Source organism: Enterococcus cecorum (genome assembly GCF_052119425.1).
GTDB lineage: Bacteria > Bacillota > Bacilli > Lactobacillales > Enterococcaceae > Enterococcus_E > Enterococcus_E cecorum_C.
The window spans coordinates 10,866-32,119 of record NZ_JBQKFH010000014.1; the positions used below are offsets into that span (position 1 = coordinate 10,866).

A 21,254-nucleotide genomic window follows, 5' to 3' on the forward strand; every position below is an offset into this window, starting at 1 on the left:
GAGATGCGAAATGTAACCAAAATTTTTGGTAGCTTTGTAGCAAATGATCAAGTAAATCTACAAGTACGTCGTGGAGAAATTCATGCCTTGCTTGGAGAAAATGGTGCGGGTAAGTCAACTATGATGAATATGTTGGCCGGACTTTTGCAACCAACTTCTGGAGATATTCTCTTAAATGGAGAAGTGGTACAGATTACAAGCCCTACAACTGCTAATAAATTAGGAATTGGAATGGTTCACCAGCATTTCATGTTAGTAGATGCGTTTACCGTAACTGAAAATATTATGTTAGGTAGCGAAATTAGTCATTTGGGTGTCTTAGATCGTAAAAAAGCGAAAGAAGAAATTGTCAAAATCTCTGAACAATATGGGTTACAAGTCGATCCAGATGCTTATGTTCGTGATATTTCAGTTGGGATGCAACAACGTGTTGAAATTTTAAAAACACTTTATCGTGGTGCCGATGTCTTAATTTTTGACGAACCAACTGCAGTATTGACTCCTCAAGAAATTGAAGAACTTATTATGATTATGAAAGAATTAATTAAAGAAGGAAAGTCAATCATCTTAATTACCCATAAATTAGATGAAATTAAAGCAGTTGCCGATCGTTGTACCGTTATTCGTCGCGGTAAATATATCGGTACAGTGGATGTCAAAGATGTAACCAGTCAACAATTAGCGGACATGATGGTAGGACGTGCGGTATCTTTCAAAACCCCTAAAAAGGATGCAAATCCACAAGAAGTGGTCTTGTCTGTGCAAGATTTGGTGGTTAAAGAAAACCGTGGCTTAGAAGCAGTGAAAGGTCTATCGCTTGAAGTTCGTGCCGGTGAAGTGTTAGGGATTGCCGGAATTGATGGGAATGGACAATCCGAATTAGTTCAGGCTTTAACTGGTTTGCGTAAAGTCGAAAGTGGTAAAGTGACATTAAATGGGGATGATATTACCAACCAACGCCCACGTAAAATTACTTTAGAAGGTGTAGGACATGTCCCTGAAGACCGTCATAAATATGGTTTAGTATTGGATATGACTTTGGCAGAAAATATCGCCCTACAAACTTACTTTACGGATCCATTAAGTAAAAACGGTATTTTAAATTACAATGAAATCAATGAGCATGCGCGTGATTTAATGCAAGAATTTGACGTGCGAGCTGCAAGTGAAATCGTTCCGGCTAAAGCTTTATCAGGTGGGAACCAACAAAAAGCGATTATCGCCCGTGAAGTTAGCCGTGATCCTGATTTGTTGATTGTTGCAAATCCTACGCGTGGTTTGGACGTTGGGGCAATTGAGTTTATCCACAAACGTTTGATTGATCAACGCGATAAGATGAAAGCTGTCTTATTAATCAGTTTTGAATTAGATGAAATCTTAAATGTATCTGACCGAATCGCTGTTATTCATGGTGGTAAAATTGTTGGAATAGTGGATCCAAAAGAAACCAATGAACAAGAATTAGGTCTATTGATGGCAGGTTATTCATTAGAAGAGGCCAGAAAAGAATTAGCAAATAGCGGGGTAGGTGAGGCAAATGCATAATAAATCAGAAAGAATTCAAAATATCATTGTGCCGATTATCGCTGTTATCCTAGGTTTTATTCTAGGTGGTTTGATTATGGTAGGATTTGGGTTTAATCCGATTGAAGGTTACGGACAAATGTTTAAAACAGCCTTCTTAAATCCATTAACGGGCGAAATTAATCCGCGTAATATCGGTGAAATCTTTGTATCGGCAGCACCGCTAATTTTTACAGCTCTAGGTTTTGCGATTGCTAATACAGCTGGTTTCTTCAATATCGGTTTGTCTGGACAAGCCTTATGTGGTTGGGTGACCAGTATTTGGATTGCTTTATCCATGCCTGATGCGCCGCGTTTGGTGGTGTTATCTATTGCAATTATCGCTGGGGTATTGGCGGGTGCGATTGCCGGGGCGATTCCTGGATTTTTACGAGCTTTCTTTGGTACGAGTGAAGTTATTGTAACTATTATGATGAATTATATTTTACTTCATATCGGAAATCATATTGTCAATAATGTGATGAGTCCAAAGATTATTCAAAGTAAAGGGATGACGGTATCCATTAGCAAGAGTGCTTCTTTACAAACACCTTGGTTAGCTGATTTAACGAATAATTCTCGATTAAACTTAGGTATTTTCTTCGGTATCATTGCTTTGATTGTAGTTTGGTTTGTCATGAAGAAAACCACTCTAGGTTATGAAATCCGCGCCGTTGGTTTGAACCCATATGCTTCTGAATATGCTGGTATGTCAAGTAAACGTACAATCATCGTTTCAATGGTCATTTCCGGTGCTTTAGCAGGTATGGGTGGTGTTGTCTTAGGTTTAGGTACCTTTGAAAACTTTACTTCTCAAAGTGCTTCACTAGCCATTGGTTTTGATGGGATGGCGGTCTCACTTCTTGGCAATGGTAGCTCTATTGGTATCTTTGCTGCTGCTTTACTATTTAGTGTCTTACAACTAGGTGGTCAAGGGATGCAAGTTGTCGGTATTCCATCTGAGTTAGTGAATATTGATATTGCAATTATCATCTTCTTTGTTGGTATTAGCTTTGTCATTCGTTATATTTTGGCTAAATTTACTGGTAAAAAGGCCGCAACCGTTAAAGTTGAAAAAGATTCAAAACCAAATGAAGAAAGTCAAGAAGGAGGGACCATCTAATGAATCTAGATGCAATTGCTACAATTATCACGCAAACATTGATTTATGCAGCTCCGTTAATTTTGACTGCGCTAGGTGGCGTTTTCTCTGAACGAAGTGGGATTGTTAACGTTGGTTTGGAAGGTATCATGGTTATGGGGGCCTTTAGTTCAGTGGTCTTTAACTTAACTTATGCTTCTAAATTTGGTAACTTAACCCCTTGGCTTGGTTTGTTAGTCGGTGGGTTAGTAGGTTGTCTATTTTCACTACTACATGCGGTGGCAACGATTAACTTCCGTGCCGATCATATCATTAGTGGTACGGTAATGAATTTAATGGCTCCAGCTTTAGCAGTCTTTTTAGTAAAAGATTTATATGATAAAGGTCAAACAGATAGTATCCAAGAATTCTTTGGTTATTTCCATTTTCCAGTTTTAGGGGATATTCCAGTACTTGGTAAATTATTCTTTGCCAAAACCTCATTAACTGCTTATATTGCGATTTTAATTTCTTTTGTTGCTTGGTTTGTTGTATTTAAAACAAAATTTGGTTTGCGTCTACGTTCTGTAGGGGAACATCCACAAGCAGCGGATACTTTAGGGATTAATGTTTATGCGATGCGTTATGCTGGAGTATTAATCTCTGGTTTCTTAGGCGGTATGGGTGGTGCTTTATTCGCCCAATCAATTGCTGGACGTTTTGCGGTAACAACCATTGCCGGTCAAGGTTTCATTTCGATGGCAGCCATGATTTTCGGTAAATGGAATCCAATCGGTGCGATGGGAGCGGCTCTATTCTTTGGCTTCTCACAAAACTTAAGTATTGCTGGTAAGGCGATTCCGTTTATTGCTTCAATTCCAGATGTTTACTTATTAATCGCGCCTTATGTATTGACGATTATCGTATTGGTTGCGTTCTTTGGTCAAGCGGCTGGTCCGAAAGCCAATGGTACCAACTATATTAAATCTAAATAATCTGATGACAAGAAGACATTTGTCCTTTTGTCGAGGTTCAAAGCTTGCTATAATCACAATGTAAGCACAACCAAGATTGAATAAACTTAAGGAGGACAATCGGATATGTGCTGATGGTTCTCCTTATTTTATTAAGTAAATAGAGTCGAAAAGCGGCTTTAAAATGAATAGAAAGCAGGGATAACATGTTTAAACGTGTACACTTAATTGTTTTAGATTCTGTAGGGATAGGTCAAGCACCAGATGCGGACAAATTTAATGATGTCGGTGCGGATACTTTAGGGCATATTGCTGAAGTAGCTGGCCTTACGATTCCTCATCTAGAAAATCTAGGACTAGGTACCATCGCGCCATTAAAAGGAGTCAAAGCGGTTGAAAATCATCAAGGTTATGCCACAAAACTTGAAGAAATTTCAGTGGGTAAAGATACAATGACTGGTCACTGGGAAATTATGGGCTTAAACATCAAAAAGCCTTTCCGTGTCTTCCCAAATGGTTTTCCACAAGAATTATTAGATAAAATTGAAGCCTTTTCTGGACGTAAAGTAGTCTGCAATTTACCATATTCAGGTACCAAAGTCATTGATGATTATGGCAAACATCAAATGGAAACGGGTGATTTAATCGTTTATACTTCAGCTGATCCAGTTTTACAAATTGCCGCTCACGAAGAAGTCATTCCATTAGAAGAATTATATCGTATTTGTGAGTACGTTCGTGAAATTACACGTGACGAACCTTATATGATTGGTCGTATTATTGCGCGTCCATATGTGGGTACACCTGGTAACTTCACACGTACTAGCAATCGTCATGATTATGCGTTAAATCCTTTTGGTCATACGGTCTTAAATTCATTAAAAGATGCCGGTAAAGATGTGATTGCTGTTGGTAAGATTAATGATATTTTCAATGGTCAAGGGATTACTGAAGCGATTCGTACTAAGAGCAATATGGATGGTGTCGATCAATTATTGAAAGTGATGGCCAAAGATTTCGACGGTTTAAGCTTTACAAACTTAGTTGATTTTGATGCATTATTCGGTCATCGTCGTGATGTACAAGGTTATGCCAATGCCATTGAAGAATTTGATGCGCGTATTCCAGAATTAGTTGATGCGATGCGTGAAGATGATTTATTATTAATTACTGCTGACCACGGAAATGATCCAACCTTTAGCGGAACAGACCATACCCGTGAATATGTGCCATTACTTGCATTTAGTAAGAGCATGAAAGAACAAGGCGCCCTTCCTCAAGGTTTCTATTCAGATATTGCTGCAACAATTGCCGAAAACTTTGGCGTACCTGCTACTGAAAACGGCAAGAGCTTCTTAAGTTTATTAAAATAATTAACGCTTATTCGAGGTGAAAAAATGACTTTACAAGAAAAATTAACAGAAACGATTCAATATATCCATAATCAAGGGGTGCAAGAAGTCGAATTTGGCTTGATTCTAGGTTCTGGTTTAGGCGAATTAGCCGAAGAAATTGAAGATAAAGTGGTCATTCCTTATGCAAATATTCCCCATTTTCCAGTTTCTACCGTTGTGGGACATGCTGGACAATTGGTTTATGGTACTTTAGCAGGGAAAAAAGTATTGGCGATGCAAGGTCGATTCCATTATTATGAAGGACACAATATGCAAGTTGTGACTTATCCAGTACGTGTGATGGCTGGTTTGAAGGCTCATTCCTTAGTAGTGACCAATGCCTGTGGTGGAGTGAATGAAAGCTTTACACCAGGCGATTTAATGTTGATTACGGACCATATCAATTTTATGGGTGCGAATCCATTAATTGGTAAAAATGAAGATGAAATGGGTCCACGCTTCCCAGATATGTCTAAAGCTTATGATGAATCTTACCGCAATGTCGCTAAAGAAGTGGCTGCAAGCAAGGGATTACATCTTAAAGAAGGCGTTTATATGGGATTTTCAGGTCCAACCTATGAAACACCTGCAGAAGTGCGCTTTGCTCGAATTGCTGGCGCTGATGCAGTAGGGATGTCTACAGTTCCAGAAGTCATTGTTGCTGTTCATAGTGGTTTACGTGTTTTAGGTATTTCGTGTATTACGAATCTTGCTGCGGGAATGCAAGCGAATTTAAACCATGAAGAAGTCGTTGAAACCACTGAACGTGTCAAAGCAGAATTTAAATCTTTAGTCAAAGAAACATTAGCCAAACTATAATTGTACGGTGACCAGCCCAATTTGATTGATAAACCTTAGAAAAATTAAAGGAGAATTTTCATGAGTGTTCATATTGAAGCCAAAGCAGGCGAAATTGCTGATAAAATTTTATTACCAGGCGATCCATTACGTGCCAAATATATCGCTGAAACTTTTTTAGAGAACCCGGTTTGTTATAACAATGTTCGTGGAATGTTAGGTTTTACGGGTACTTATAAAGGCGAAAGAATCTCAGTTCAAGGTACTGGAATGGGGATGCCTTCTGCGACGATTTATGCCCATGAGTTAATCAATTCCTATGGTGTGAAAACCTTGATTCGTGTGGGGACTTGTGGTGCGATTTCTAAAGATGTGCATGTGCGTGACTTAGTTTTAGGTCAAGGTGCAGTGACAAGTTCTTCAATGATTGCTAAAAATTTCCAATCTTTCCACTTTGCGCCAATCGCGAACTTTGATTTGCTAAAAACAGCTTATGAAGTGGCGCAAGAAATGGGAACTACTACCCATGTCGGCAATCTCTTGTCAGAAGATAGTTTTTATAAAGATGATATGACTGAAACCTTAGCCCTTGCCGATTTAGGGGTTATGGGGGTAGAAATGGAAGCTGCGGCCCTTTATTACTTAGGTGCCAAATTCAACGTGAAAACATTGGCGATTTGTACGGTCAGTGATCACATTATTACCGGCGAAGAAACAACGGCTGAAGAACGTCAATTAACTTTCAACGATATGATTAAAGTCGGCTTGGAAACAGCGATTCGTGCATAAATGTAAAAAAAGTTCTAGATTGATTTCTAGAGCTTTTTTTCATGGGTTTTGGTAAAATAAAGGTAATAAGTGGAGGAGGGAAGCTTGATGGAAAATTTTAATTTTAATGTCTCTACCGATATTCGCTTTGGGAAAGACCGCCTAGCCGAATTGCCTAGTGTATTGAATCAATTTGGCAAAAATGTTTTATTGGTGTACGGTGGCGGTAGTATCAAGCGCAGTGGCTTATACGAAAAAATCAAGACCTTGCTAAAAGAGAATGGTTTAAAGATGTTTGAATTAGGTGGGGTTGATCCAAATCCGAAAATTGAAAGTGTCCGTGAAGGTGTGATGCTCTGTAAACACCATAAAATCGATGTCATTTTAGCAGTAGGTGGCGGATCGGTTATTGATTGTTCCAAGGTGATTAGTGGTGCCGTCTTTTATGAAGGAGATCCATGGGAAATGGTGTTATCCCGTCGTTATGAAGGCCCTACAATTCCTTTGGTGACGATTTTGACTTTAGCAGCGACTGGTACGGAAATGAATCGAGGGGCTGTCATTTCAGATTTAAATGCGAAACAAAAACTTGGCATTCACGGTACAAACTTCTTACCGAAAGTTTCATTCCTAGATCCTAGTTTGACTTTTTCAGTAAGTAAGTATCAAACATTAGCTGGTTCGGCGGATATCTTGAGTCACTTGATGGAGCAATACTTCAATTTAACACCAGGAACCGAAGTACAAGATTCGATTGCAGAAGGCTTGATGAAAACCGTCATTCAATGCATGCCAGTTGCTCTACATGAACCTACGCATTATGATGCACGGGCGAATTTAATGTGGGCTTCGACTTTAGCTTTAAACGGTTTGGTAGGCAGTGGTCGCAAAGGTGCCTGGTCTTGTCATGCGATGGAACACGAATTAAGTGCTTTTTATGATATTACGCATGGTATCGGCTTAGCAATCTTGACGCCTCGTTGGTTAGACTATATCTTAAACGAACGAACTTTGCCGAAGATTGAACGTTTTGCTCGCAATGTTTGGCAAATTCAAGAACCAGATAGCATGAAAGCGGCGAAGATGGGGATTCAAGCCTTGTATGATTTCTTTGAAGAAAATGGTGTGCCAATGACCTTGCCAGAAGTCGGAATTCCAGATGACCGTGATTTTGCAGCGATGGCCCAACAAGCAATTGATCATAGCAGTTTGTTGACGGATGCTTTTGAAGTACTTGGAGTCAAAGATGTTGTAGCGATTTATCAAGCTTGCTTAACTAAATCAAAATTTATCTAACAAAAAAACGCGTGAAAGTTTCGGCCTTCACGCGTTTGTCTTTTTTTAGATTATAAGTAGTATTTTTTAGCTACTGATAAGTCGTCGTTTAATTCATAAACTAATGGTTGACCTGTTGGGATTTCAAGGTCCATGATATCTTCATCAGAAATACCTTCGATGTGTTTAGCTAAAGCACGTAATGAGTTACCGTGGGCAGCTACTAAAACAGTTTTACCATCTAATAAAGCTGGTGCGATTTGATCTTGCCAGAAAGGTAAAGCACGTTCTAGCGTTACTTTTAAGTTTTCTCCTCCTGGTACGTCACGAGGGTCTAACATTGCATAGCGACGGTCGCCAGCGATTGAACCTTCATCGTTTGCATCTTGTAATGGAGGTAATACATCATATGAACGACGCCAGATATGAACTTGTTCGTCACCATATTTTTCAGCTGTTTCTTTTTTGTTTAAGCCTTGTAATTTACCATAATGACGTTCGTTTAAGCGCCATGATTTCACTTGAGGTACCCATAATTGATCTGAGTATTCTAAGATTAAGTTACATGTTTTGATTGCGCGAGTTAAAACTGAAGTGAAGGCAATATCAAATTCGATGCCTGCTTCTTTAATTTTACGTCCGCCTTCTTTGGCTTCTTCAACACCTTCTGGAGCTAAATCAACATCAGCCCAACCTGTAAATTGGTTTAATTTGTTCCATTCACTTAATCCGTGACGTGAAAAAACTAATTTTGGCATAAAAAACTCTCCTTTAAATTGGTTTTCTGAAATTTTTTCATTCCTTCCATATTGTACACTTTTTTACAAATAATTTCCATAAAAAATTTAATACAAATGCGCAATGATAGGGATACGGCTATTTTTGACTTTCTAGCACTTCCACACCATTTTCATGCCCGATAATGACAGTATCTACCATATTAAGGAAAAGTCCATGTTCAACAACGCCAACTGTGTGGTCTAACTGGCGAGCTAACTGTTCAGGTTGCTCAATTTTTTCAAGGTGGAGATCAATGATATGGTGTCCACAGTCGGTAATTAAAGTACTTCCATCTTCTTTTTTACGTAGTGTTGGTTGATATCCTAGCGCTTCAAATTTTTTGAATACTTGCATGCAGCCATAAGGAATCACTTCAACAGGTAAAGGAAAGGCGCCTAGATTTTTAACCATTTTTGATTCATCAACAATCCAAATAATTTTTTTAGAATAAGTAGCGACAATTTTTTCGAATAAAAGGGCTGCCCCGCCACCTTTAATACCACCAAAGTTTTCATCGATTTCATCTGCACCATCAATGGTTAAATCAACATGATCGACTTCATCAATGGTTTTAACCGTAATCCCTAAACCTTCTGCTTGTTTTTTTGATGCGATAGAAGTAGGTACGCCAACAATTTGCAAGTTTTCCTCTTTGACACGACGACCTAATTCTTCTATCATATAGTAAGCAGTCGAACCAGTACCTAAACCGACAATCATGCCATCTTTGACATATTCACTAGCTTTAATCCCAACCATTTGTTTCAAGTTCATCAACAATCACTCTCCAACGATAATTTACAACTAACATTATACTATTTCGCTTTCAAAAAACCTATGAAAACTTAGAAAAAAATCAAAAAATTGTATCCCAAGTAGTTGACAGTCATGAAATATCATGCTATTATTACAAAGGTGCTTTAAACAGGTCTCTAGTAGACGTGCTGACTGTGAAAAGCTTTGATAAAGGTGCAGAAAATCTGCATTATTTTTTATCGCAAAAAAAGAACCACCTGGATGTGTGGGACTATACAGCGAATCAAGGAAGGAGGAAAACAAGGAATGCCTACAATTAACCAATTAGTACGTAAGCCTCGTAAATCAAAGGTTGAAAAATCAAATTCACCTGCATTAAACAAAGGATATAACAGTTTCAAAAAGACTCAAACGAATGTGAGCTCACCTCAAAAACGTGGGGTAGCAACTCGTGTGGGTACTATGACACCTAAAAAACCGAACTCAGCTTTACGTAAATATGCCCGTGTTCGTTTGTCAAACTTAATCGAAGTTACAGCTTATATCCCAGGTATCGGACATAACTTACAAGAACACAGCGTTGTGTTACTACGTGGTGGACGTGTAAAAGACTTACCAGGGGTACGTTACCATATCGTTCGTGGTGCGTTAGATACAGCTGGTGTGAACGATCGTAAACAAAGTCGTTCTAAATACGGTACTAAACGTCCTAAAGCTTAATTTTTAGATTTGAAACGAAAAAATATAAAATAATCATATTACGAAAAGGAGGAGTTACGGATGCCTCGTAAAGGTCCTGTTGCAAAACGTGATGTTTTACCAGATCCTATTTATAACTCAAAATTAGTAACTCGCTTAATCAACCGTGTCATGATCGACGGTAAACGCGGGATTGCTGCAAGCATCATCTATAATGCATTTGATATTATTAAAGAATCTACAGGGAATGATCCATTAGAAGTTTTCGAACAAGCTATGAAAAATATCATGCCTGTATTAGAAGTTAAAGCTCGTCGTGTGGGTGGTTCTAACTACCAAGTACCAGTTGAAGTTCGTCCAGAACGTCGTACAACTTTAGGTTTACGTTGGATTGTTAGCTATGCACGCCTACGTGGTGAACATACAATGGAAGAACGTCTTGCAAAAGAAATCATGGATGCAGCTAACAACACTGGTGCTTCTGTGAAAAAACGCGAAGACACTCACAAAATGGCCGAAGCCAACCGTGCATTTGCGCACTATCGTTGGTAAGATCCTCTTGCAACATTTATTTGTTGACAGAAGGTATAGCATGAAACAACCGATTTAATAAGAGAGGAGAAAAACCTACAATGGCAAGAGCATTTTCTTTAGAAAACACTCGTAACATCGGTATCATGGCCCACATCGATGCCGGTAAAACAACTGCGACAGAACGTATCTTGTACTACACTGGTAAAATCCACAAAATTGGAGAAACTCACGAAGGTGCTTCTCAAATGGACTGGATGGAACAAGAACAAGAACGTGGGATTACTATCACATCTGCCGCTACAACTGCTCAATGGAAAGGTCATCGTATCAACATCATCGACACACCAGGGCACGTAGACTTCACTGTGGAAGTTGAACGTTCATTACGTGTATTAGATGGTGCGGTTACCGTCCTAGATGCACAATCTGGGGTAGAACCTCAAACTGAAACTGTATGGCGCCAAGCAACTACTTACGGAGTTCCTCGTATCGTATTTGCTAACAAGATGGATAAAATTGGTGCGGACTTCTTATATTCTGTAAGAACATTGCATGATCGCTTACAAGCAAATGCACATCCAATTCAATTACCAATCGGTGCTGAAGATAGCTTCACAGGTATCATTGACCTAGTGAAAATGAAAGCCGAAATCTATACTAACGACTTAGGTACTGAAATTGAAGAAACTGATATTCCAGAAGAATACCGTGAGTTAGCTGAAGAATGGCGTGAAAAATTAGTTGAAGCTGTTGCTGAAACTGATGAAGAATTAACAATGAAATACTTAGAAGGTGAAGAAATCACTGAACAAGAACTTAAAGAAGGAATTCGTCGTGCAACTACTGCTGTAGAATTCTACCCAGTTCTTTGTGGTTCTGCGTTCAAGAATAAAGGGGTTCAATTATTATTGGATGCCGTTATTGACTACTTACCTTCTCCATTAGATATCCCTGCAATCAAGGGTATCGATCCTAAGACTGACGAAGAAGTGACTCGTCCAGCTGACGATTCAGCTCCATTCTCAGCTTTAGCCTTCAAAGTTATGACTGACCCATTCGTAGGTCGTTTAACTTTCTTCCGTGTGTACTCTGGTGTCTTAGAATCAGGTTCATACGTACAAAACGCAACTAAAGGTAAACGTGAACGTGTTGGACGTATCCTACAAATGCACGCGAACTCTCGTTCAGAAATTTCTGAAGTATACGCAGGGGATATCGCTGCAGCTGTTGGTTTGAAAGACACAACTACTGGGGACACACTATGTGATGAAAAGAACCTAGTTATCTTAGAATCTATGGAATTCCCAGAACCAGTTATCCAAGTTGCTATCGAACCTAAATCAAAAGCTGACCAAGACAAAATGTCTATCGCTTTACAAAAATTATCTGAAGAAGATCCAACCTTCCGCGCTGAAACAAACCAAGAAACTGGTGAAACAATCATCGCTGGTATGGGTGAGCTTCACTTAGATATTATCGTTGACCGTATGCGTCGTGAATTTAAAGTAGAAGCTAACGTTGGTGCGCCTCAAGTATCATATCGTGAAACATTCCGCTCAGCTACTCAAGCTGAAGGTAAGTTTGTACGTCAGTCTGGTGGTAAAGGTCAATACGGTCACGTATGGATTGAATTTACACCAAACGAAGAAGGCGCTGGTTTCGAATTCGAAAACGCAATTGTCGGTGGTGTGGTTCCTCGTGAATACATCCCAGCAGTTGAAGTTGGTTTGAAAGACGCTATGGAAAATGGGGTATTAGCTGGTTACCCAATGGTTGATATCAAGGCTAAACTATATGATGGTTCTTACCATGATGTCGACTCAAGTGAAACAGCCTTCCGTGTAGCTGCATCTATGGCATTACGTGCTGCTGCTAAGAAAGCTAACCCAGTTATCCTTGAACCAATCATGGCCGTTGAAGTCGTTGTTCCTGAAGAATATCTAGGAGATGTTATGGGACACGTTACTGCACGTCGTGGTCGTGTTGAAGGTATGGAAGCTCGTAATAACTCTCAAGTAGTTCGTGCGATGGTTCCTCTTGCTGAAATGTTTGGTTATGCAACTACATTACGTTCAGCAACTCAAGGTCGTGGTGTGTTCACAATGACATTTGACCACTACGAAGATGTTCCAAAATCTGTTCAAGAAGAAATTATTAAGAAAAATGGCGGAAAAGCTGAATAATATTTGATATTTTTTAGGAATTTCTGCAAAAAACTATCTTTTTTGAAGAATTTTGGGTAAAATAGAAGCGATGATATGGGCAGGAAGGAGCCTTCCTTCCTACCTATCAGATATATAAAAAATTTACTTTTAGGAGGCACATTTTAAAATGGCAAAAGAAAAATTTGACCGTTCTAAATCCCACGTTAACGTTGGTACAATCGGACACGTTGACCATGGTAAAACTACATTAACAGCTGCTATTACAACTGTATTAGCTAAACAAGGTGGGGCACAAGCTATGGCTTATGACCAAATCGATGGTGCTCCAGAAGAACGTGAACGTGGTATCACAATCTCAACTGCTCACGTTGAGTACGAAACAGCTACTCGTCACTATGCACACGTTGACTGCCCAGGACACGCTGACTACGTTAAAAACATGATTACTGGTGCTGCTCAAATGGACGGTGCTATCTTAGTAGTATCTGCTGCTGATGGTCCTATGCCACAAACTCGTGAACACATTCTATTATCACGTAACGTTGGTGTTCCATACATCGTTGTATTCTTAAACAAAGTTGATATGGTTGACGACGAAGAATTATTAGAATTAGTTGAAATGGAAGTACGTGACTTATTAACTGAATACGACTTCCCAGGAGACGATGTTCCTGTAATCGCTGGTTCTGCATTAAAAGCTTTAGAAGGCGACCCAGCTTACGAAGAAAAAATCTTAGAATTAATGGCTGCAGTTGACGAATATATCCCAACTCCAGAACGTGACAACGACAAACCATTCATGATGCCAGTCGAAGACGTATTCTCAATCACTGGTCGTGGTACTGTTGCTACAGGTCGTGTTGAACGTGGACAAGTTCGTGTTGGTGATGAAGTTGAAATCGTTGGTATCCATGATGAAATTTCTAAAACAACAGTTACTGGTGTTGAAATGTTCCGTAAATTATTAGATTACGCTGAAGCTGGAGACAACATCGGTGCATTATTACGTGGTGTGGCTCGTGAAGACATCCAACGTGGTCAAGTATTAGCTAAACCAGGTTCAATCACTCCACATACAAAATTCACTGCTGAAGTGTACGTTTTAACTAAAGAAGAAGGTGGACGTCATACTCCATTCTTCACTAACTACCGTCCACAATTCTACTTCCGTACAACTGACGTTACAGGTGTAGTTAACTTACCAGAAGGTACTGAAATGGTTATGCCTGGTGATAACGTAACTATGGAAGTTGAATTAATCCACCCAATCGCTATCGAAGACGGAACTCGTTTCTCAATTCGTGAAGGCGGACGTACTGTTGGTTCAGGCGTTGTTACTGGTATCTTAGCTTAATTTTAAGCTTAATATTTGATTTCAAAGACAAGAAGCATTTTGCTTCTTGTCTTTTTTTATATAAAAACAAATAAGAAATTACACATCAAAAAATACATTATTTTTTAATGTTTGCAAGTTGATTTTTCAATGTTTATCAATAAATATATATTGTTAGCGTTATTAAAAAACGTGTTTTCTGAAAGTTTCCGCTCATTTTCATTAAATAAAAATGGAAAAAGTCGATAATCAATACATATTGATTAAATGGGGTGGAGTAATGAAGGAAAAACAAAAGAGTATCGGCTGGTTTATTGTGCTAGTTTTGATTAGTATGGCGTTATTACCTGTTTTGCTATTATCTATCATTAATTTTTTTAGCACAATCAATTCATTAAAAACAAATGTTGCCAATACGCAAAAAGGTACAGTGTCGGCAGTGGTGGTAGCACAGCAAGAATTATTTGCCAATACCAATAATCAAATGCAAGAAATTGCCCAATTTGATGTTTTGCAAAATACTTTTGATTTAAGTCAAATTGAGCAGGCGTTGATTACTGCTAGTAAAGGGGATCATAATATTTTAAGTATGACCTTTGCGACCGAAAATGCGGCGGAATGTGTGTCAGCTTTACCGCTACCGGCAGATTATGATGCAACTACCCGTCCGTGGTTTAAAGATGCTGTAGCCAAAATGAATACTTTGGTTTGGTCTGAGCCTTATCAAGATATTGATAGTGGTGATTTTGTTTCGACAGTTTCTTATGCCTTTAAAAATACGCAAGGACAGCTTGGGGTATTGACCGCAGATGTGTCATTTAAATCGGTTAGTGATTTAATCAAGGCGTTAAATACTAGTGAAGGTGCGCAAGTTTCGTTGATTGCTAAATCAGGGATTGTGGTAGCCTCTTCTGATAAAGCGCTAGTGAATAAAAACTATCCTTTTGCGGCATTATTTAAGTCGGTTGTACAAGCCAATAAAGAGGCCGATATTTTAAAGCTTAAACAAAAGGAATTTGCTTCTGTTTATTTCAATCGTGGCACTGCGGCACATCCACTAATTGTCCTTGCTACGATGGATAAAGTGGTGATGCAAAAAACGCTATGGTTCCAAGTGCTAATTACAGTGGTTTTAATCTTAATCATGCTAGTTATTATTTTGATTAACGCACTGTTCATTACCCGGTTGATTAAAGGGGTAGTCGCTTTATTTACGACCTATTTCAAACGAGTAGGCTCTGGACATCTTAGTAAGATTGAACCGAAATCTGAGCAGACAACGAAAACCGATCAATCAATGCCACGCTTATTGTATCGGGCAGTCCATCCTGATGAAAAAGGCAATGAACTGCAACAAATGAGTGCACAATACAACCTAATGATTGATTCGGTGGCCCAATTAATTCAAGAGGTTCAAGCTGAAAGTAATGAAGTTTCTCAACGTTCAGCTTCTCTATTAGAGCTTTCCCAAGCAAACCAATATGGCGACTGAAGAAGTGGCTGAGACCATCACTGGTATTGCACAAGTCACTGGCTCACAAGCCAACGAAACTGAGCGCAGTGTCAGTCAAATGAATGAATTATCAACGCATGTGAATGAGTTGATGAATAGTGTTGAAGTGATGAGTTTGCAATCAGCTGAATCTTCAAGTATTAATCAATCAAGTATGCAGTTGATGGGGAAAGTCAATGGTAGCTGGCAAGATGAAATGCAACAAATGGAAGAATTGATGCGTAGTATGGATGAAATGAATGATATGATTCAAAATATTACGCAGATCATTCAGGTAATCAATGACATTTCTTATCAAACCAATTTACTAGCTTTAAATGCTTCTATTGAAGCTGCTCGCGCTGGTGAATCAGGCAAAGGGTTTGCGGTGGTCGCTTCTGAAATTCGCAATCTAGCTGAACAAAGCAAGGAATCTACCAAAGAAATTGCCGCAATTATTGAGAAAGTTCAGCATCGTTCGACAGAAATGGTCGAACAAACCTCGCGCTCATTAGCTGGTGGGGAAAAACAAACCACTTTAATTCATCAAGCGATTCAGACTGTACAAGAAGTTTTTGATAAGAATCAGACTTTATTGAACAGTATTGAGAGCTTGGAAGCAGTAGCTAATAGTATTACCAATGTTCAAGCTACTGTATTGGAGAATTTAGAAAATATCTCAGCTTCAACAGAAGAAAATGCTGCCGGAACACAAGGAGTTTCAGCAAATGCTGAGGAGGTCTTGGCTACTTCTGAGGAATTTACGCAACATGTGAGTGATTTACGTCAGATTGCTGCTCAATTACAACGCTCAGCAAGCAAATTTACCCTTTCATAAAATACGCAAAATCGGGTAAAGGTGCTTTACCTGATTTTTTGGCAGCATTTCATTTTATAAATAATTAGAATGAAAAAAAGTAAAGATAAAAAGATTTTATTAAATTCAACCGATAAATTTTTGCAAAAATTGACCTATCCTACTACTATAGAGGTGTAGTAATAAATAAAGCTAAATTGGAGGAATTTATATGTGTACATCAATTACTTATACTACAAAAGATCATTATTTTGGCCGTAATTTTGATTACGAGCTTTCCTATGGTGAACAGGTAGTGGTGACACCTAGAAATTATGTCTTTGAATTTCGCAAAGAAGCACCATTAAAGAATCATTATGCAATAATTGGTATCGCAACAGTGGTCAATGACTATCCTCTTTATTACGATGCAACAAACGAGAAAGGGTTAAGTATTGCTGGTTTAAACTTTGCAGGCTTAGCTGATTATAAACCTTATGTTGAAGGAAAAGATAATATCACTCCTTTTGAATTGATTCCGTGGCTACTAGGTCGTTGTGCCAACGTGAGTCAAGCGCGTGAATTGCTTGATCGGATGAATTTAGTAAAGATCAACTTTAGTCCAGAATTACCTTTAGCTGATTTGCATTGGATGTTATCTGATCAAAATGAATCGATTGTTATTGAATGTGTGAAAGAAGGACTGAAAATATATGATAATCCAATTGGTGTACTGACAAATAATCCAGAGTTTAAACAACAGGTTTTTCAGTTGAATAATTATCGTACGTTATCTACCAAAACCCCTGAAGATACCTTTGCTAAGGGATTGAATCTCGATGTATATAGTCGTGGGATGGGTGGCTTAGGCTTGCCTGGTGATTTATCTTCTAGTTCACGTTTCATCAAAGCAACTTTTACAAAATGGAATTCTGTTTCTGGTGAGTCAGAGGCAGAAAGTGTTGGTCAATTTTTCCATATTTTAGGGTCTGTTGAACAACAAATGGGCTTATGTGATGTAGGGGATGAAAAGTACGAACATACCATTTATTCGTCTTGTTGCAATATGGATAAAGGGATTTTTTACTATCGAAGCTATCACAATAGTCAAATTACTGGCGTGGATATGCATAAAGAAGATTTAGATGGTCAAAAGTTAGCTTGCTATCCATTAATTAACGAACAACAGTTTAATATCGTCAATGCGTAAAATTTAGATAACTAATAATAAAGAAGAGATAGTCAAGGGCTTTGGCTATCTCTTTTGATCTTATTTGTGTGAAAATGTAACGAAATTTTGTTTATCTAGTAATTGCTTGATTGGGAAATATAAAATGCTGACAATGATGATAGTTGAAACAACATTAATCAGTGTAGCTGGTAATTTAATGCTCGCAGCAGTAAAAGCATTACTCAAATTACTACCGGCAATAAGTAAGACCACAGTATTTTTTGCTTGCGTCATAATAATTTTTCCAATACCAGTAAATAGGCCAATGACAATAATTTGCCAAATTTTTGTTGGATTATTCTTGAATAAACGAATAGCAAAAATAGCAAACAGACCAACAATAAAACTTTCTAAAATGAAGTAAGGTGCTTCGGTAGCATACCCATTTAATAAATCGAAAATAGCAAAACCTAAACCTCCAGCAAGAGCACCTTTAAAGTAACCAAGTAATAAAATGGCTAAAAGTAACATCGCATTACCGAGATGGACAAAGGCTCCGGTAGGTAAAGGAATTTTAATTGTTGTTCCGATAAATGTTAAGGCTGCAAATAGTGCAGTCAGTGTGATAGCTTGAATGGATTTTGTTTGTTTCATTTTGATTCCTCCAATCGTGTTTCGGCATGGAAATAGGCGCCGTGCCAAACATGTCCAACATAAGGATTAACAAAGAAACCTTTCTGGATGGCTTGATTGACAAAAGTTTTGGCTAATTGGACAGCTTGAAGAACCGGATAATCATGGGCTAATAAGCTGGTAATCGTAGCGGCAAAAGTACAGCCTGCACCGTGGTTGGTTGCAGTTGAAATGATTGGTAATGCCAAAGTTTGAAAATCTTGACCATCATAGAAGATATCAATGGCCAGCTCATGATTTAAACGGGCACCACCTTTGATGACAACATTTTTTGCACCCATTTCATGAATGATTTTAGCTGCTTGTTTCATCTGCTCAATGGTGTGTAAATCGCCCATTCCAGAAAGTATACCGGCTTCTACTAAATTAGGTGTTGTGATAAAAGCTTGTGGAACAAGTTTGTTTTTTAGCATTTCAACGACTTGAGGTTGTAAAATATTAGCCGTTCCTTTGCAAGCGATAACTGGATCGATGACGATTTTTTCAATATTACTTGTTTTGAGTAACTTGCTTATCGTTGCTGCGTTTTCTTCGTTGCCTAACATGCCAGTTTTCAAGGCTGAGATTTGGCCCCCACATGTGGCACTCGCAAATTGTTTTTGAATCAACTCGCTATCTAACTCATGGACTTCATGTTGCCAGCCTTTTGAAGCATCCATTGTTACGATTGAGGTAATGACCGCATATCCATATAATCCAAATTCTTGAAAGGTTTTTAAATCAGCCTCTAACCCTGCACCTCCAGTAGAATCAGAGCCTGCAATAGTAAGTACTTGTTTAACCATAGTTTCCCTCCTTTTTTGATAGTATAACGCAACAGATGGTATCGTAAAACAACCAATTGGCTCAAAATATACCCAACCAATTTAAAAAGACCTATCTGCATGAGATAGATCTTTTAACGTTTAGCTGATAATATTGATGTACAATGTGCGAGTCGCTGTTTAAATTCTTCTAAAGGATAAGTGGCTAGATGGGCATAATTTAAGCGCATAGATTGACATTGATTACAATATAAAAAGCTAGGCGCCACTAATAAATTTTGTTTCAGGAAAATTTGCCAGTCTTTGCGGTGGAGTTTTTGATGTTTCCACGTACAATATAAATATAGTCCCCCTGAAGTTTGTTGTACTTGCCAATCTTCACTAAATTCAGAAAAAACATGTAAAATCTCAGCTTGTCTCTGCGCTAAAAAATGTAATAAATGTGTCTGCTTGACAAGATAATCACTGGCACTTAAAGCATTTTGAGCAATGATTTGCGAAAATAAATCAGTCGTACGCTCGCTTTGGATTTTTGTATCTATAATAGAAGATAATAGTGATTTAGGAGCCGCTACCCAACCAATTTTGATATGCGGGCTGAATATTTTTGACAAAGAACCAAGATAGATGACTTGTTCGTCGGCTAAACTTTTTAGTCGAGGAAAGGGGCGATTGAAGTTCAGTTCACCATAAGCATCATCTTCTACAATTGGAATCTGATATTTTTTACAAATAGCGAGAATTTGCTGGCGACGTTCAAGCGACATTAATCTTCCGGTCGGGTTTTGAAAGTCAGGATTAAGATAAACAAGTTTAATACGACGTTGCAAAATCTGTTGTTCTAATTTTTCAGCTATGATTCCTTCGTTATCCATATCAATACCTAATAATTCAATTTGGTTAGAAGCAATCCAAGGCAACGAAAAAAGAAAAGAGGGGTTTTCTGTAGCAACCACATCACCTGGTTTGAGTAAGGTATCGAAAATCAGTGACATTCCTTGCGTAGAACCAGATGTAATTAGTAGTTCTTCAGCACTAAGGGATAACTGATACTGATTTTTTAAATGATTGACCAAAGCGTGGCGTAAATGAATTTCTCCTGACTCAGGTAAATCAGCTTGCATTTTAAGCACCTGTTCCCACGAAAGACTTGGAATATTAAAGTTTTGAATGAAAGATAGGGGTAAATCACCGCTAGATAAATCAATACAATCTTTCTCATTGCGTTTTGTTTTCAATTCAGCAAGATAAGGATCTTCTACAAAAATTGGGCGAGCTAGCAAATTTTTCCAAGGCAGTTGGGGTGACTTACGATTGGCGATACGAGTTGCACTGATATAGGTACCACTTCCTTGTTGTCGTTCAAGCCAACCTAAACTAACTAATTCATCGAGCGCACGTCCAACAGTAGAACGATTGACACCATAAAGCTGTGCAAGTTTGCGTTCGGCAGGTAAACGTTCTTCTGGTAGTAACTCACCAGATTGAATAGCTTCGATTAATTCGTGGATAATTTGTTGATAATAGGGTAGGTCTGATTCAGAATTTAATTGATACATCAACATCCCTCCGTAAGTTTTCTTAGCCTAAAGTTAGAAGATTCAAGTAAAAAAGTCAAGTTGAATCATTTTTCTACTATAATGTAGTGAAGTAAAAATATAGTAAAATGAAAATTGAGTGAAAAGGCAAAAAAATTTTCAGTTTTTCAAGAAAAAAGCTTGCTAATTGCCAGGACATATACTATAATCAAAAAGGTGCTGCTCATTAAGGGTATGCACTGCAGATAAAATTCTGCGGCTAAGAAACGAGAGGTTGCGACACGCCCGGACGCTTTGCCATGGTCGAGCGTGACGGATAATTTTCGTGGAGCTATGTCTACTTGTCAAAATAGGCGAAGGAGGGAACAAAATGGCAAAACAAAAAATTCGTATCCGTTTAAAAGCGTATGAACATCGTATTTTAGATCAGTCTGCGGATAAGATTGTAGAAACTGCAAAGAGAACTGGAGCTGACGTATCTGGTCCAATTCCATTACCAACAGAACGTAGTCTTTACACAATCATTCGTGCGACTCACAAATACAAAGATTCACGCGAACAATTCGAAATGCGTACACACAAACGTCTAATCGACATTGTGAACCCAACACCAAAAACTGTTGATGCTTTAATGAAGCTTGACTTACCATCAGGTGTTAATATTGAAATCAAACTATAAT

General features: G+C 38.4%; 20 protein-coding genes. 15 read left to right on the forward strand and 5 right to left on the reverse strand.

The window, feature by feature from the left end; genetic code table 11:
* Nucleotides 1-3 precede the first annotated feature (3 nt).
* The 7 genes from ACTQZM_RS05025 (at nt 4) to ACTQZM_RS05055 (ending at nt 7,874) form a co-directional block, all read left to right on the forward strand.
* On the forward strand, nt 4-1,545 hold the full coding sequence (locus ACTQZM_RS05025) for an ABC transporter ATP-binding protein (protein ID WP_205247517.1): 1,542 nt from the start codon (nt 4-6) through the stop codon (nt 1,543-1,545).
* Nucleotides 1,538-2,686: an ABC transporter permease gene (locus tag ACTQZM_RS05030; protein WP_441653094.1), complete on the forward strand. Its 1,149-nt coding sequence runs from the start codon at nt 1,538-1,540 to the stop codon at nt 2,684-2,686. Before ACTQZM_RS05025 ends, ACTQZM_RS05030 begins: the two co-directional genes overlap by 8 nt.
* Nucleotides 2,686-3,639, forward strand: coding sequence for an ABC transporter permease (locus ACTQZM_RS05035; protein WP_248626224.1), 954 nt, complete (start codon nt 2,686-2,688; stop codon nt 3,637-3,639). Before ACTQZM_RS05030 ends, ACTQZM_RS05035 begins: the two co-directional genes overlap by 1 nt.
* A 185-nt stretch (nt 3,640-3,824) precedes the next feature.
* Complete coding sequence (gene deoB / locus ACTQZM_RS05040) at nt 3,825-4,991, forward strand: phosphopentomutase (protein WP_441653095.1); 1,167 nt, start codon at nt 3,825-3,827, stop codon at nt 4,989-4,991.
* Nucleotides 4,992-5,015: 24 nt separating this feature from the next.
* Complete coding sequence (locus ACTQZM_RS05045) at nt 5,016-5,831, forward strand: purine-nucleoside phosphorylase (protein WP_168931413.1); 816 nt, start codon at nt 5,016-5,018, stop codon at nt 5,829-5,831.
* Between the two features lie 60 nt (nt 5,832-5,891).
* Nucleotides 5,892-6,599, forward strand: a complete 708-nt coding sequence (gene deoD, locus ACTQZM_RS05050; RefSeq protein ID WP_047334677.1) for a purine-nucleoside phosphorylase — start codon at nt 5,892-5,894, stop codon at nt 6,597-6,599.
* A gap of 87 nt (nt 6,600-6,686) precedes the next feature.
* Nucleotides 6,687-7,874 carry an iron-containing alcohol dehydrogenase gene (locus ACTQZM_RS05055; protein ID WP_171336734.1) on the forward strand — a complete coding sequence of 396 codons (1,188 nt, stop codon included), beginning with the start codon at nt 6,687-6,689 and terminating at the stop codon, nt 7,872-7,874.
* 50 nt (nt 7,875-7,924) lie between these two features.
* Here the strand turns inward: ACTQZM_RS05055 and gpmA are convergent, their stop codons facing one another.
* The gene (gene gpmA, locus ACTQZM_RS05060; protein ID WP_047334675.1) at nt 7,925-8,611 is read right to left on the reverse strand and encodes a 2,3-diphosphoglycerate-dependent phosphoglycerate mutase; all 687 of its coding nucleotides are present in this window, start codon (nt 8,609-8,611) and stop codon (nt 7,925-7,927) included.
* A 118-nt stretch (nt 8,612-8,729) separates the two neighbouring features.
* Entirely contained in the window at nt 8,730-9,407 is a 678-nt protein-coding gene (rpiA, locus tag ACTQZM_RS05065) for a ribose-5-phosphate isomerase RpiA (RefSeq protein WP_047334674.1), read from the reverse strand.
* Nucleotides 9,408-9,695: 288 nt separating this feature from the next.
* On the opposite strand from rpiA, the gene rpsL reads away from it, so the two are divergent.
* The 7 genes from rpsL (at nt 9,696) to bsh (ending at nt 17,618) form a co-directional block, all read left to right on the forward strand.
* On the forward strand, nt 9,696-10,109 hold the full coding sequence (gene rpsL / locus ACTQZM_RS05070) for a 30S ribosomal protein S12 (protein WP_007207637.1): 414 nt from the start codon (nt 9,696-9,698) through the stop codon (nt 10,107-10,109).
* Between the two features lie 60 nt (nt 10,110-10,169).
* Nucleotides 10,170-10,640, forward strand: coding sequence for a 30S ribosomal protein S7 (rpsG, locus tag ACTQZM_RS05075; RefSeq protein WP_016184213.1), 471 nt, complete (start codon nt 10,170-10,172; stop codon nt 10,638-10,640).
* Nucleotides 10,641-10,720: 80 nt separating this feature from the next.
* Nucleotides 10,721-12,805 (forward strand): elongation factor G, encoded by a 2,085-nt coding sequence (fusA, locus tag ACTQZM_RS05080; RefSeq protein ID WP_248626214.1) that lies wholly within the window; start codon nt 10,721-10,723, stop codon nt 12,803-12,805.
* Nucleotides 12,806-12,953: 148 nt separating this feature from the next.
* The gene (gene tuf / locus ACTQZM_RS05085; protein ID WP_441653096.1) at nt 12,954-14,141 is read left to right on the forward strand and encodes an elongation factor Tu; all 1,188 of its coding nucleotides are present in this window, start codon (nt 12,954-12,956) and stop codon (nt 14,139-14,141) included.
* A 259-nt stretch (nt 14,142-14,400) separates the two neighbouring features.
* Complete coding sequence (locus ACTQZM_RS05090) at nt 14,401-15,612, forward strand: cache domain-containing protein (RefSeq protein ID WP_441653097.1); 1,212 nt, start codon at nt 14,401-14,403, stop codon at nt 15,610-15,612.
* Entirely contained in the window at nt 15,602-16,450 is an 849-nt protein-coding gene (locus ACTQZM_RS05095; protein ID WP_441653098.1) for a methyl-accepting chemotaxis protein, read from the forward strand. The genes ACTQZM_RS05090 and ACTQZM_RS05095 overlap by 11 nt, the downstream gene beginning before the upstream one ends.
* Nucleotides 16,451-16,640: 190 nt before the next feature.
* The gene (gene bsh, locus ACTQZM_RS05100; RefSeq protein WP_281958340.1) at nt 16,641-17,618 is read left to right on the forward strand and encodes a choloylglycine hydrolase; all 978 of its coding nucleotides are present in this window, start codon (nt 16,641-16,643) and stop codon (nt 17,616-17,618) included.
* Nucleotides 17,619-17,678: 60 nt separating this feature from the next.
* Here bsh and ACTQZM_RS05105 read toward each other — a convergent pair whose 3' ends face one another.
* The 3 genes from ACTQZM_RS05105 to ACTQZM_RS05115 form a co-directional block, all read right to left on the reverse strand.
* The gene (locus tag ACTQZM_RS05105) at nt 17,679-18,233 is read right to left on the reverse strand and encodes an ECF transporter S component (RefSeq protein WP_441653099.1); all 555 of its coding nucleotides are present in this window, start codon (nt 18,231-18,233) and stop codon (nt 17,679-17,681) included.
* A complete protein-coding gene (gene thiD, locus ACTQZM_RS05110) occupies nt 18,230-19,057 on the reverse strand; it encodes a bifunctional hydroxymethylpyrimidine kinase/phosphomethylpyrimidine kinase (RefSeq protein WP_441653100.1) in 828 nt (275 codons plus the stop codon). The genes ACTQZM_RS05105 and thiD overlap by 4 nt, the downstream gene beginning before the upstream one ends.
* A 113-nt stretch (nt 19,058-19,170) precedes the next feature.
* Nucleotides 19,171-20,595: an aminotransferase-like domain-containing protein gene (locus tag ACTQZM_RS05115; RefSeq protein ID WP_441653101.1), complete on the reverse strand. Its 1,425-nt coding sequence runs from the start codon at nt 20,593-20,595 to the stop codon at nt 19,171-19,173.
* A gap of 349 nt (nt 20,596-20,944) precedes the next feature.
* Here ACTQZM_RS05115 and rpsJ point away from each other — a divergent pair, with 349 nt between their 5' ends.
* On the forward strand, nt 20,945-21,253 hold the full coding sequence (gene rpsJ / locus ACTQZM_RS05120; RefSeq protein ID WP_016184205.1) for a 30S ribosomal protein S10: 309 nt from the start codon (nt 20,945-20,947) through the stop codon (nt 21,251-21,253).
* The last annotated feature ends 1 nt before the right edge of the window (nt 21,254 follow it).

Bases quoted from the DNA above. Each gene is read 5' to 3' on its own strand.
- deoD (WP_047334677.1), top strand. From the start codon at position 5,892: ATGAGTGTTCATATTGAAGCCAAAGCAGGCGAAATTGCTGATAAAATT.
- fusA (WP_248626214.1), top strand. From the start codon at position 10,721: ATGGCAAGAGCATTTTCTTTAGAAAACACTCGTAACATCGGTATCATG.
- ACTQZM_RS05030 (WP_441653094.1), top strand. From the start codon at position 1,538: ATGCATAATAAATCAGAAAGAATTCAAAATATCATTGTGCCGATTATC.
- ACTQZM_RS05025 (WP_205247517.1), top strand. From the start codon at position 4: ATGCGAAATGTAACCAAAATTTTTGGTAGCTTTGTAGCAAATGATCAA.
- ACTQZM_RS05115 (WP_441653101.1), bottom strand. From the start codon at position 20,595: ATGTATCAATTAAATTCTGAATCAGACCTACCCTATTATCAACAAATT.
- ACTQZM_RS05045 (WP_168931413.1), top strand. From the start codon at position 5,016: ATGACTTTACAAGAAAAATTAACAGAAACGATTCAATATATCCATAAT.
- deoB (WP_441653095.1), top strand. From the start codon at position 3,825: ATGTTTAAACGTGTACACTTAATTGTTTTAGATTCTGTAGGGATAGGT.
- tuf (WP_441653096.1), top strand. From the start codon at position 12,954: ATGGCAAAAGAAAAATTTGACCGTTCTAAATCCCACGTTAACGTTGGT.
- rpsG (WP_016184213.1), top strand. From the start codon at position 10,170: ATGCCTCGTAAAGGTCCTGTTGCAAAACGTGATGTTTTACCAGATCCT.
- ACTQZM_RS05035 (WP_248626224.1), top strand. From the start codon at position 2,686: ATGAATCTAGATGCAATTGCTACAATTATCACGCAAACATTGATTTAT.
- ACTQZM_RS05055 (WP_171336734.1), top strand. From the start codon at position 6,687: ATGGAAAATTTTAATTTTAATGTCTCTACCGATATTCGCTTTGGGAAA.
- rpsJ (WP_016184205.1), top strand. From the start codon at position 20,945: ATGGCAAAACAAAAAATTCGTATCCGTTTAAAAGCGTATGAACATCGT.
- rpiA (WP_047334674.1), bottom strand. From the start codon at position 9,407: ATGAACTTGAAACAAATGGTTGGGATTAAAGCTAGTGAATATGTCAAA.
- rpsL (WP_007207637.1), top strand. From the start codon at position 9,696: ATGCCTACAATTAACCAATTAGTACGTAAGCCTCGTAAATCAAAGGTT.
- ACTQZM_RS05095 (WP_441653098.1), top strand. From the start codon at position 15,602: ATGGCGACTGAAGAAGTGGCTGAGACCATCACTGGTATTGCACAAGTC.
- bsh (WP_281958340.1), top strand. From the start codon at position 16,641: ATGTGTACATCAATTACTTATACTACAAAAGATCATTATTTTGGCCGT.
- thiD (WP_441653100.1), bottom strand. From the start codon at position 19,057: ATGGTTAAACAAGTACTTACTATTGCAGGCTCTGATTCTACTGGAGGT.
- ACTQZM_RS05105 (WP_441653099.1), bottom strand. From the start codon at position 18,233: ATGAAACAAACAAAATCCATTCAAGCTATCACACTGACTGCACTATTT.
- ACTQZM_RS05090 (WP_441653097.1), top strand. From the start codon at position 14,401: ATGAAGGAAAAACAAAAGAGTATCGGCTGGTTTATTGTGCTAGTTTTG.
- gpmA (WP_047334675.1), bottom strand. From the start codon at position 8,611: ATGCCAAAATTAGTTTTTTCACGTCACGGATTAAGTGAATGGAACAAA.